This is a genomic window from Variovorax sp. MPBD4-3 (assembly GCF_058809745.1).
Genome location: NZ_JBXASW010000102.1, coordinates 1 through 11,268 on the forward strand (window position 1 = coordinate 1; position 11,268 = coordinate 11,268).

Annotated in this window: 12 protein-coding genes and 1 pseudogene; 8 read left to right on the plus strand and 5 right to left on the minus strand. The window is 67.4% G+C overall.

The window, feature by feature from the left end:
• The 3 genes and pseudogenes from AC1RVW_RS29895 to AC1RVW_RS29905 form a co-directional block, all read right to left on the minus strand.
• Positions 1-354, minus strand: a pseudogene (locus AC1RVW_RS29895) (PhoH family protein); the annotation flags it as partial.
• A 198-nt stretch (positions 355-552) separates the two neighbouring features.
• Positions 553-1,029 carry a peroxiredoxin gene (locus AC1RVW_RS29900; RefSeq protein WP_007830801.1) on the minus strand — a complete coding sequence of 159 codons (477 nt, stop codon included), beginning with the start codon at positions 1,027-1,029 and terminating at the stop codon, positions 553-555.
• A 146-nt stretch (positions 1,030-1,175) separates the two neighbouring features.
• The gene (locus AC1RVW_RS29905) at positions 1,176-1,559 is read right to left on the minus strand and encodes an Mth938-like domain-containing protein (protein WP_081270462.1); all 384 of its coding nucleotides are present in this window, start codon (positions 1,557-1,559) and stop codon (positions 1,176-1,178) included.
• Between the two features lie 144 nt (positions 1,560-1,703).
• On the opposite strand from AC1RVW_RS29905, the gene AC1RVW_RS29910 reads away from it, so the two are divergent.
• The 7 genes from AC1RVW_RS29910 to moaD are packed head-to-tail and all read left to right on the plus strand — an operon-like array spanning position 1,704 to position 8,872.
• Complete coding sequence (locus tag AC1RVW_RS29910) at positions 1,704-2,936, plus strand: pyridoxal phosphate-dependent aminotransferase (protein WP_081270461.1); 1,233 nt, start codon at positions 1,704-1,706, stop codon at positions 2,934-2,936.
• Positions 2,933-3,964 carry a DUF1176 domain-containing protein gene (locus AC1RVW_RS29915; protein ID WP_493204326.1) on the plus strand — a complete coding sequence of 344 codons (1,032 nt, stop codon included), beginning with the start codon at positions 2,933-2,935 and terminating at the stop codon, positions 3,962-3,964. Before AC1RVW_RS29910 ends, AC1RVW_RS29915 begins: the two co-directional genes overlap by 4 nt.
• Positions 3,965-3,978: 14 nt before the next feature.
• Entirely contained in the window at positions 3,979-5,301 is a 1,323-nt protein-coding gene (locus AC1RVW_RS29920; RefSeq protein WP_285414529.1) for a homoserine dehydrogenase, read from the plus strand.
• A gap of 38 nt (positions 5,302-5,339) precedes the next feature.
• Positions 5,340-6,755, plus strand: coding sequence for a threonine synthase (gene thrC, locus AC1RVW_RS29925; RefSeq protein ID WP_493204328.1), 1,416 nt, complete (start codon positions 5,340-5,342; stop codon positions 6,753-6,755).
• 32 nt (positions 6,756-6,787) lie between these two features.
• Positions 6,788-7,333 carry a molybdopterin-guanine dinucleotide biosynthesis protein B gene (mobB, locus tag AC1RVW_RS29930; protein ID WP_285414532.1) on the plus strand — a complete coding sequence of 182 codons (546 nt, stop codon included), beginning with the start codon at positions 6,788-6,790 and terminating at the stop codon, positions 7,331-7,333.
• Entirely contained in the window at positions 7,326-8,612 is a 1,287-nt protein-coding gene (locus tag AC1RVW_RS29935) for a molybdopterin molybdotransferase MoeA (RefSeq protein ID WP_493204330.1), read from the plus strand. The genes mobB and AC1RVW_RS29935 overlap by 8 nt, the downstream gene beginning before the upstream one ends.
• Positions 8,613-8,620: 8 nt before the next feature.
• The gene (gene moaD / locus AC1RVW_RS29940) at positions 8,621-8,872 is read left to right on the plus strand and encodes a molybdopterin converting factor subunit 1 (protein ID WP_081270455.1); all 252 of its coding nucleotides are present in this window, start codon (positions 8,621-8,623) and stop codon (positions 8,870-8,872) included.
• On the opposite strand, the gene dapA is transcribed toward moaD, so the two are convergent.
• Positions 8,859-9,752: a 4-hydroxy-tetrahydrodipicolinate synthase gene (gene dapA / locus AC1RVW_RS29945; RefSeq protein ID WP_285414534.1), complete on the minus strand. Its 894-nt coding sequence runs from the start codon at positions 9,750-9,752 to the stop codon at positions 8,859-8,861. The genes moaD and dapA overlap by 14 nt on opposite strands.
• 260 nt (positions 9,753-10,012) lie before the next feature.
• Here dapA and AC1RVW_RS29950 point away from each other — a divergent pair, with 260 nt between their 5' ends.
• Positions 10,013-10,489, plus strand: a complete 477-nt coding sequence (locus AC1RVW_RS29950; protein ID WP_285414536.1) for a molybdenum cofactor biosynthesis protein MoaE — start codon at positions 10,013-10,015, stop codon at positions 10,487-10,489.
• On the opposite strand, the gene AC1RVW_RS29955 is transcribed toward AC1RVW_RS29950, so the two are convergent.
• The coding region (locus tag AC1RVW_RS29955; RefSeq protein WP_493204333.1) for a tripartite tricarboxylate transporter substrate-binding protein at positions 10,486-11,268 on the minus strand (783 nt) is incomplete at its 5' end. The two genes, AC1RVW_RS29950 and AC1RVW_RS29955, sit on opposite strands and share 4 nt — an antisense overlap.

Here is an 11,268-nt window from a genome sequence, read left to right on the forward strand (position 1 = left end):
GGCGACAGGTGCCGGGGCGGCGGCCGGTGCGGTCGGCTGCACCTTCGTCTCGACCTGTATGAGGGCTTGCGGCTGGGGCGCGCTCACGGGCGCCGGTGCGGTCGCGGGAGTGGCAGCGGGCGCGGCTTTTGCCTTGGTCCGGCGTGCCGGGCGCGTGGCGGCGGATGCGCCGCCGGCACCGTCGGCGCCGATGCTGTCGAACAGTTCCAGCGGTTGCGGCGTGCGTGCGGGCGCCTCATCGGCGCGCTGGTCGGTGGCGCGGCGCGAGCCCCGGTGCGAGGAACGGGCGGGCGCGTCGATTGCGTCCGGCGAGAGCAATGCGGCGCGTTTTGTGGGGGCGGGGGGCAATGGCATGTGTCAGGTCGCTCGCAGGAAGTGGTAACCAGAAAACGAAAAAGCCGCCTGAAGACCAAGGCGGCTTTGTTCGGAGGATGCGGTCGTGGAGCTCAACGGCATGAGGCCATTATGCACACCGCAAATGAAGCACCGGGGCTCTTTTGCGCGTGGCGTTGGGCATTTCCCACGCCACGCCGCTAGAGCGCCCTGCGGTGATCAGGCCGCCTTCTTGAGCGCCTTGACCGCCTTGAGCACGTCGTCGACGTGCCCCGGAACCTTGAGCCCGCGCCATTCGGCCTTCAGGATGCCGTCGGCGCCGATCAGGAAGGTGCTGCGCTCGATGCCCTTGACCTTCTTGCCGTACATGATCTTGTTCTTGACCACGCCGAACATGTGGCACATCTTTTCTTCGGTGTCGGCGATGAGCTCGAAGGGGAGTTCGAGCTTGGCCTTGAATTCGTCGTGCGACTTCATGTTGTCGCGGGACACGCCGAAGACGGTGGCACCGGCTTTTTCGAAGTCTTTGTAGCGGTCGCGAAACTGCATCGCTTCGGTAGTACAACCCGGAGTGTTATCTTTCGGGTAAAAATACATGACCAGCACGTGGCCGAGATGCGAGGTATTCGAGACCTTGAGGCCGCCCGTGGCGTTGGCGTCGAATTCAGGAATGGGTTTGTTGACAACGATCGCCATGAAACTTGTTTTCTCCGTTAGATTCCGTTCTTCGAGCCCTCTCAGCCTTTTTCGGGGCTCGCTCGATGAATGGAGGATTGGTCGTTGCTAACTTTGGGGTAGCTGGCCTGTTCGCAACCTAGTATTTTACCCCGAAAACGCCTCTATCAGCCACCCGCCGGGCTCTCGACCAGCAGCGCGGCGATTACGTGGCGGCCTTCCCCGGCCAGGATGTTGTAGGTCCGGCAGGCGGCGGCCGTGTCCATGGTCTCGACCCCGGTGCGCTGCGCCATGAGGGGCTTCAGCCACGCCGGCTGGGGAAAGCGGATGCGGTTTCCGCTGCCGAAGATGATCAATTCCGCGCCCAGCGCGGTCAGTTGCGCGAAATGCTCCGGCCCGAGCTGGTCGAAGCTGGCGCAATTCCACTCGAAGCGCTCGCCGCGCGAGCCGACGACCACGCTGCCTTCGACTTTTTCGTTGTTGATTGCAACCCAGCCGGGGCCGTGCGCGGTGAGGGACTGGGCGTCTGATTTGTCGGGCTGGAGCTTCATCTGGGCACTGGGAACTGTGGTCAAATTATAGGTTTTCCCTGGTGCCAGAGGGCCTGCAAGGGCTTTCGCAAGCGAACCTCGCCGGCCTGTATCTCCGAGTAACAAACCCGTCTCAACCCGTTAATCCGCGCCCGGGAGGGCCCTTTGAAGCAGCTCAAGAAATCGGCCAAGCTGGCCAACGTCCTCTACGACATCCGCGGTCCCATCATGGATGCCGCCAAGCAGATGGAAGAGGACGGCCAGAAGATCATCAAGCTCAACATCGGCAACCTGGCCGTGTTCGGCTTCGACGCGCCCGAGGAAATCCAGCAGGACATGATCCGCAACCTGCCGACCTCGGCGGGCTATTCGGACAGCAAGGGTGTCTTCGCCGCGCGCAAGGCCGTGATGCACGAGACGCAGAAGCAGGGTGTCGTGGGCGTCACCCTCGACGACATCTACCTAGGCAACGGCGCCAGCGAGCTGATCGCCATGTCCACCAACGCGCTGCTCAACGACGGCGACGAGCTGCTCCTGCCTGCCCCCGACTATCCGCTGTGGACCGCTTCCACGAGCCTGTCCGGCGGCACCCCGGTGCACTACCTGTGCGACGAGGCCAACGGCTGGATGCCCAACCTGGACGACATCCGCGCCAAGATCACGCCGCGCACCAAGGGCATCGTGGTCATCAATCCGAACAACCCGACCGGCGCGCTGTATTCCGACGACCTGCTCAAGAGCATCGTGGCCATCGCGCGCGAGCACGACCTCGTGATCTTCGCCGACGAGGTCTACGACAAGGTGCTCTACGACGGCGTCAAGCACACCGCCATCGCGAGCCTGTCGACCGACGTGCTCACGCTGACCTTCAATTCGCTCTCCAAGAGCTATCGCTCGTGCGGCTACCGCGCCGGCTGGCTCGCGGTGTCGGGCAACAAGCGCGCCGCGCAGGACTACATCGAGGGCCTGAACATGCTCTCGAACATGCGCCTGTGCGCCAACGTGCCGGGCCAATGGGCCATCCAGACGGCGCTGGGCGGCTACCAGAGCATCAACGACCTCGTGTGCGAAGGCGGGCGCCTGCGCCGCCAGCGCGACCTGGCCTACGAGCTGATCACCGCCATTCCCGGCGTGAGCTGCGTCAAGCCGAGCGCCGCGCTCTACATGTTTCCCAAGCTCGACCCCGCGGTCTACCCGATCGAGGACGACCGCCAGTTCTTCCTTGAGCTTCTGAAGGAAACCCGCGTGATGCTGGTGCAGGGCACCGGCTTCAACTGGGCCACGCCCGACCATTTCCGCATCGTGTTCCTGCCCCACGAGGACGACCTGCGCGAAGCCATCAACCGCATCGCCAAGTTCCTGGAGCAGTACCGCCTGCGCCGCAAGACGGGCTCATGAACCTCGCCCGTGTCGCCGTGGCGCTGTCGCTGGTCGCGCTGTCCGTTGGCGCCGCCGGCAAGGAACCGGTCGCGTTCTCGCACAACGACTGGGAGCTGGCCTGCGACAACACGCTGACCTGCCGGGCCGCCGGCTACCAGGCGGACAGCGGCGGCAGCGAGCCGGTGTCGATGCTCGTCACCCGCAAGGCCGGCCCCGGCACGCCGATCGACATCCAGCTCCAGATCGGCGACGCCGACGGCGTCAACGGCACGCTGCGCTTCAAGGTCGGCAAGGCCACAGTCTCGGGTCTAGAGGCGGGAACCGCCAGCTTCGACGACAGCCAGGTCCGTTCCGTGCTGCCCGAACTCCTCAAGGGCGACGAAGCCCAGGTCACGGCCGGCGGCGGCAAGAAGTGGGTTCTTTCGCTCTCCGGCCTCAATGCCGTGCTGCTGAAGATGGACGAGGCGCAAGGCCGGGTCGGCACGCCGGGTGCGCTGGTGCGCAAGGGCAGCAGGCCCGAATCGTCGGCGCTGCAGCCTGTGCCCATGCCCGTCGTCAACGTGCCGAGGCCGCCGAAGGCGCGTCCCGGCGATGCCGCCCTGGCCGCGCGCATCTTCCCCTCGCTCGAGCTGAAAGACGCGCTCGAGCAGTGCAACAACCAGGACCAGGTCAACGCCAAGTCGGTGGAAGTCCACCGCCTGAACGACCGCAAGGTGCTGCTGGCCCTGGGCTGCGGCGTGGGGGCGTACAACTACACCACGCTGCTCTGGATTGCCGGCGACAAGCCGCCTTATGCGCCCGTGTCCCTCGAGGCGAGCGGCGAGTTCGACGAAAAGGACGCCAGCGTCACCTCTTCCATGAAGGGGCGCGGCATCGGCGACTGCTGGTCGGCCGAGACCTGGAATTTCAACGGCAAGGACTTCGTGCGCACCGGCGCGACGGGCGACGGCATGTGCCGTGGCTTCGCCGGTGGTGCCTGGAGCTTGCCCCGCTACGTCAGCCGCGTCGTCGTGACCGAGCCGGCCGCCACCCCATCCAAACCATGAACGCGACTCTCCCAATGAAATCCATCCAAGTAGGCCTGCTCGGCGCAGGCACGGTCGGCAGCGGCACCTTCAAGGTGCTCCAGCGCAACCAGGAAGAAATCAAGCGCCGTGCCGGCCGCGGCATCGAGATCACCATGGTGGCCGACCTCGACACCGCCCGCGCCCGCGAAGTGGCCGGCGAAGGCGTGAAAGTGGTTGCCGATGCGCGCGAAATCATCGCCAACCCCGACATCGACATCGTCATCGAGCTGATCGGCGGCTACGGCATCGCGAAGCAGCTGGTGCTCGAAGCCATCGCGGCCGGCAAGCACGTGGTCACGGCCAACAAGGCGCTGCTCGCGGTGCACGGCACCGAGATCTTCGCGGCCGCGCACGCCAAGGGCGTGATGGTGGCCTTCGAGGCCGCGGTGGCCGGCGGCATCCCGATCATCAAGGCGCTGCGCGAAGGCCTCACGGCCAACAGCATCCAGTGGCTGGCCGGCATCATCAACGGCACCACCAACTTCATCCTGTCCGAGATGCGCGACAAGGGCCTGGACTTCGCGACCGTGCTCAAGGAAGCGCAGCGCCTGGGCTACGCCGAAGCCGACCCGACCTTCGACATCGAAGGCGTGGACGCCGGCCACAAGGTCACGCTGATGAGCGCCATCGCCTTCGGCATTCCGGTGCAGTTCGACAAGGCCCACATCGAGGGCATCACCAAGCTCGCCGCGCAGGACATCAAGTACGCCGAGCAGCTCGGCTACCGCATCAAGCTGCTGGGCGTGACCAAGCGCACCGCCAAGGGCATCGAGCTGCGCGTGCACCCGTCGCTCGTGCCGTCGAAGCGCCTGCTGGCGAACGTCGAAGGCGCGATGAACGCGGTGGTGGTGCACGGCGACGCCGTGGGCACCACGCTCTACTACGGCAAGGGCGCGGGCAGCGAGCCCACGGCCAGCGCCGTGATCGCCGACCTGGTCGACATCACCCGCCTGCACACCGCCGACGCCGCGCACCGCGTGCCGCACCTGGCCTTCCACCCCGACGCCATGAGCGACCTGAAGGTGCTGCCGATGACCGAGGTCGTCACCAGCTACTACCTGCGCCTGCGCGTGGCCGACCAGGCTGGCGTGCTCGCCAAGGTGACGGGCCTGCTCGCCACCGCCGGCATCAGCATCGACGCCGTGCTGCAGCGCGAGGCCGACGAAGTGGGCGGCGAGGGCTCGACGCAGACCGACCTCATCATCCTCACGCACGACGCGCGCGAAGGCACCGTCAACGACGTGCTGGCCGAGCTGCAGGCGCTGCCCACCGTGCTGCAGCCGATCGTGCGCATCCGCAAGGAAGAGCTGTCCTGAGCGACGGCGCGCCCAAGCCAAACAACCGAGCATCCAAAGTGAACTACCTGAGCACCCGCGGCCACCCCGACCGCAAGCGCTTCTGCGAAATCCTCCTCGAAGGCCTCGCGCCCGACGGCGGGCTCTACCTGCCCGAGCAATACCCGCAGGTCGACACCGCCACGCTCGCCAAGTGGCGCGCGCTGCCGTACGCCGAGCTGGCCTTCGAGATCCTCTCGCTCTACATCGACGACATTCCGCCGGCCGACCTGAAGGCGCTCTGCGCGAAGACCTACACCGCCGAAGTGTTCGGCACCGACGAGATCGTGCCGCTGCGCGAGCTCGAAGACGGCGTGTACCTCGAAGCCCTGTCCAACGGCCCCACGCTGGCCTTCAAGGACATGGCGATGCAGCTGCTGGGCAACCTGTTCGAGTACGAACTGGCGCGCCGCGGCTCGGAGCTCAACATCCTGGGCGCCACCAGCGGCGACACCGGCAGCGCTGCCGAGTACGCCATGCGCGGCAAGAAGGGCGTGCGCGTCTTCATGACCTCGCCGGACGGCCGCATGAGCCCGTTCCAGCAGGCGCAGATGTTCAGCCTGCAGGACGAGAACATCCATAACATCGCCATCACCGGCGTGTTCGACGACTGCCAGGACATCGTCAAGGCGGTGTCGAACGACCTGGGCTTCAAGCGCAAGTACCGCATCGGCACGGTCAACTCGATCAATTGGGCGCGGCTGCTGGCGCAGGTGGTCTATTACTTCGCGGGCTACTTCCAGGCCACGGCGAGCAACGACAAGCCGGTGAGCTTCACCGTGCCCTCGGGCAACTTCGGCAACGTCTGCGCGGGCCACGTGGCACGCATGATGGGCCTGCCGATCCAGACGCTGGTGGTCGCCACCAACGAGAACGACGTGCTCGACGAGTTCTTCCGCACCGGCGTGTACCGCGTGCGCGGCGCGGCCGACACGCACGAGACCTCCAGCCCGTCGATGGACATCAGCAAGGCCAGCAACTTCGAGCGCTTCGTGTTCGACCTGGTGGGCCGCGACGCCGCCCGGCTGCGCCAGCTCTTCGTGGAAGACCTGGGCGTGCAGGGCAGCTTCGACCTGAGCGGCGACCCGGCGTTCCAGCAGGCCGCCGGGCGCTTCGGCTTCAAGAGCAGCCGCAGCACGCACGCAGACCGCCTGGCCGTCATCCGCGACACAGACAAGCGCTTTGCAACGCTGGTCGACCCGCACACGGCCGACGGCCTGAAGGCCGCGCGCGAGCACCTCGTGCCGGGCGTGCCGATGGTGGTGCTCGAAACCGCCTTGCCCATCAAGTTCGCGGCCACGCTGGTCGAGGCGCTGGGCGAAGAGCCCGCGCGCCCGAAGAAGTTCGAAGGCATCGAGGCGCTGCCCAAGCGCGTCGTCAAGCTCCCGGCCGACGCGGAAGCCGTCAAGGCCTACATCGCGCAGAACTGTGACTGACCACGGCCGGGCCCGCGCATGAAGGTCGTCGCATGAAGGTGGTCGGCTTTGCCGGCTATTCGGGCGCGGGCAAGACCACGCTGCTCGAGCGCCTGATTCCGGCGCTCAAGCGGCACGGGCTGCGCGTGTCGGTGGTCAAGCATGCGCACCACAAGTTCGACATCGACCATCCGGGCAAGGACACCTGGCGCCACCGCCAGGCCGGCGCCTTCGAGGTGGTGGTGGCGTCCGACCAGCGGCTGGCAGTGATGCGCGAGTTCGAGGTGCCCGTCGAGCTCAGCGTGCACCAGCTGCTGGCCGAAGTGCATGCCGCGGCCGACTGGGTGCTGGTCGAGGGCTTCCGGCACAGCGACGTGCTCAAGATCGAGGTCTGGCGCGAGCCGGGAGCGGGCGAGCCGTCGCGGCCCGTGCTGTACCCGGACGACCCCTTCGTCACCGCCGTGGCCACTGACGCACCGGGCAGCCTGCCGTCGCCCACCGCGCGCCCGCTGTTCGACCTCAACGACGCCGAGGCCATTGCGAAGTGGTTGATCGACAGCGGCGACCGCTTCGAATACAACCCCGAACACCATGGCTGATTCACCCGTTCCCTTCTCCGCTTCTTCGTCGCGTCCGCCGCTGATGCCGCTGGACGAGGCCATCGCCGTCCTGCTCGCGAAGGCGCAATCGGCGCTGACGACCGAAAGCGTCGTCACCTTCGACGCCGACGGCCGCGTGCTGGCGCAAGACCTCGTCTCCGGCCTCACGGTGCCGCCGCGCGACAACAGCGCCATGGATGGCTATGCCGTGCGCGTGGCCGATTGCGCCGCGCCGGGCGCCGAGCTGAAGGTGGCGCAGCGCATTCCCGCGGGCACCGTCGGCACGCCGCTCGCGGCAGGCACGGCGGCGCGCATTTTCACTGGCGCGCAGATCCCCGAAGGCGCCGACGCGGTCGTGATGCAGGAAGACACGGCCGCCACGCCGCAGGAGGGCGGCCTGGGCTCGGTGCGCATCGCCATCGCGCCGGCAGCCGGCCAGTGGATTCGCCGCGCAGGGGAAGACGTGGGCTCCGGCGATGTCGTGCTCAAGAAGGGCGAACGCCTGACGCCCGCCGCGCTCGGCCTGGCGGCCAGCATCGGCTTCCACAAGCTACCGGTGGCCCGCAAGCCGCGCGTGGCGATGCTTTCCACCGGCGACGAGCTGGTGATGCCCGGCGAGGTCGCGCCCGACGCGATGAAGCCCGGCGCCATCTACAACTCCAACCGCTTCTTTATGCGTGCGCTGCTGCATCGCCTGGGCTGCGAGGTGAACGACCTGGGCATCGTGCCCGACAACCGCGAGACCACCATTGCGGCGCTGCGTGATGCGGCCGAGTCCAGCGACCTGATCATCACGACCGGCGGCGTGTCCGTCGGCGAGGAAGACCACATCCGCGCGGCGCTGCAGTCGCTGGGCGAACTGCAGCTGTGGTCGCTGTCGATGAAGCCCGGCAAGCCTTTCGCCTATGGCTCCATCGCGCGCGGCAACGGGCAGGGCGCCTGCCATGTGACCGGGCTGCCGGGCAACCCGGTGTCGAGCTTCCTGACCTTCCTGATGCTGGTGCGGCCCTTCCTGCTGACGCTGCAGGGCGCCACGCGCGTTGCGCCGGAGCCGGTGAAGATGCGCGCCGATTTCGACTGGCCGCGCGCCGACAAGCGCCGCGAGTTCCTGCGCGCGCGGCGCAACGCGGCGGGCGGCCTCGAGCTCTTCGGCAACCAGAGTTCGGGCGTGCTCACCTCGATGGTCTGGGGCGACGGCGTGGTCGACAACCCGGCGGGGCAGACGATCAAGTCCGGCGACACCGTCGACTTCATTCCCTTCGCTTCGCTGCTGGGCTGAATCCGCTCATGAAAGTCCAGGTCCGTTATTTCGCCTCGGTGCGCGAGGCGCTTTCCAGCAGCGGCGAAGCCGTCGACACGAAGGCCGAAACGCTCGCCGCCCTGCGCGACGAACTCATTGCCAGGGGCGGTGCCTACGCCACCGCGCTGGCCCGGGGCAGGGCGGTGCGCATGGCGCTCGACCAGGCGATGAGCGATGAAGCCGCAGCCCTGCACGAAGGCTGCGAGGTCGCCTTCTTTCCCCCGGTCACGGGCGGTTGAGCGAGGCGTCGAGCGCTACCAGGCGCTCGCGCAGGCCATCTGACGCACGGGTCATCGGCGAGCGCAATTCATCCTGCATTTCGCCCGCGTGCGCGAGCAGCGCCTTCACCGGGCCGGGGTTCGGTTCGGCAAAGAGCATTTCCACCAGCGGCTGCAGCGCCTGCCACTCGGCGCGCGCCTCGGCCAGCCGGTTCTGCGCCAGCAGCCGCACCAGTTGCACGAACCGCCGCGTCTGCACGTTGCCGCTGGCCGCGATCGCGCCCACGCCGCCTTCGGCCATGGTGCTGAAGATCTGGTGGTCTTCGCCCGTCAGCACCTGCAGCCGGCCATCGGCGATCACGGCGCGCGTCTTGGCCATGTCGCCGCCGCAATCCTTGATGCCGCGGATGCGCGGGTGCCCGGCCAGCGCCAGCAGCGTGTCGCGCGCGATGGGGACACCGGTGCGGTAGGGAATGTCGTAGACCAGCACCGGCACTCTGCTGGCATCGGCGATGGCGTGGAACCATTCGATCAGTCCGGCCTGCGAGGGACGCACGTAGTGCGGCGCGGACACCAGCAGGCCCGCCAGCGGGCGCTCGGAGAGCTTGCGCGCCCAGGCCGTGGCCTTGCCCAGGTGGTAGCCGGACATGCCCATCACGACCGGCAGGCCGCCCGCGGCTTCCAGCACGGTGTCCAGCATGGCCAGTTGCTCGGCCTCGTCGAGCGCGGCCGCCTCGCCGGTGGAGCCGCAGGGCACGAAGCCTGTCACGCCGTCGCTCGCGAGCCGGCGGACCAGCGCGGCAAGCGCGGCGTGGTCGACGGCGCCATTGCGCAACGGGGTGACGAGGGCCACCCAGAAGCCGGAAAAGTCGGGGGTGGTGGGGTTCTGTTGTTGAGGCACGCGGGCTTCCTTTCAGGAATCGACCGATGGAAAGAACCATCGTCCGATGCGCGCGCAACCCAGGAGGGGCCAAAGCCTTGGCGGGTTCCGTCGCTCATCCGACGACGGAACCTCGGCTCCGGTCAGACGAGCTTTGGTTTTTTGGCTTTGTTGTTGCCCCGGTGCGCACGGCGGTCTTCGGGGTGCGAAGGCACCGGGAAGAGCGTGGGCGTGGCAAGGCAGGGCATCGGCGCAGTCTATCGCGATGCCACAATTCGGACATGAGCGTTGCCCGTGTTTCGATCCAGACGAACGATTTCGACCTCTCGCAGGAGGTTGCCGCGTTGCGCGACGGCGACAAACGCGTGGGCGCCGTGTGCAGCTTCGTGGGCACCGTGCGCGACCGCAACGACGGCAGCAGCGTTTCGTCGATGGAGCTGGAGCACTACCCCGGCATGACCGAGAAAGCCATCGAGGCCATGATCGACGAGGCGCACAGGCGTTTCGACATCCTCGGTGCGCGCGTGATCCACCGCGTGGGCCTGCTGCAGCCGCCGGACCAGATCATGATGGTGGCGGTGGTGTCGGCGCACCGTGGCCAGAGCTTCGAGGCCTGCGAGTTCCTGATGGACTACCTCAAGACCCAGGCGCCGTTCTGGAAGAAAGAGCAGACGCCCGAAGGCGCCCGCTGGGTCGATGCGCGCGTGGCCGACGACGCGGCGCTGGCGCGCTGGGGCATCAGCGCCCCGAATGCCTAGAGAGGCTTGAAGCCGCTGGACTGGATGATCCGCTCCCAGGTCTGCGTGTACGTGCGCACCCGGCCCGCGAACTGGCCCTGCGGCTCGTAGCCGACCGTCAGGCCCATCGTGGTGAGCTTCTGCTTCACGTCGGGCATGGCCAGCACCTTCTGCAGCGCGTCGCCGTACTTGTCGATGATGGGCTGCGGCGTGCCCACCGGCGCGAAGATGCCGTAGTAGGGCAGGTCGTCCAGGTTCGCGAAGCCCAGTTCGCTGAAGGTCGGCACGTTCGGGATGACGGCTTGGCGCTTGGCGCCGATGGACGCCACGATGCGCACCTTGCCCGCCTTGTGGTTCTCGATGAAGTCCGGCACCGAGGCGATGCCCGCGGTGATCTGGTTGCCCAGCATGTCGGCCGTCATGGGCGCGCTGCCGCGGTAGGGCGCGGGCTGCACGTCGATCTTGTACTTGTCCGAGATCATCTTCACCAGGAACTCGGGAATGGAGGCCGGCGCGGGGATGCCGATGGTTTCCTTGCCGCCCTTTTGCGTGCGCACCCACTTCACGTATTCGTCCATGGACTTGGCCGGCGTGCCGCCCGAGACGGCCAGCACGTTGGCGAAGGTGGCGAAGCCGGCCACGGGCACGAGGTCGGTGGCCGGGTTGAAGCCGGGGTTCTTCACGACCTGCGGCAGGATCGATATGGTGTGGTCATGCGACAGGAACAGCGTGTGGCCGTCGGCCGGCGAAGACTTCAGCACCGTGGCCGCGATCTGCCCGCCCGCGCCCGCCCGGTTCTC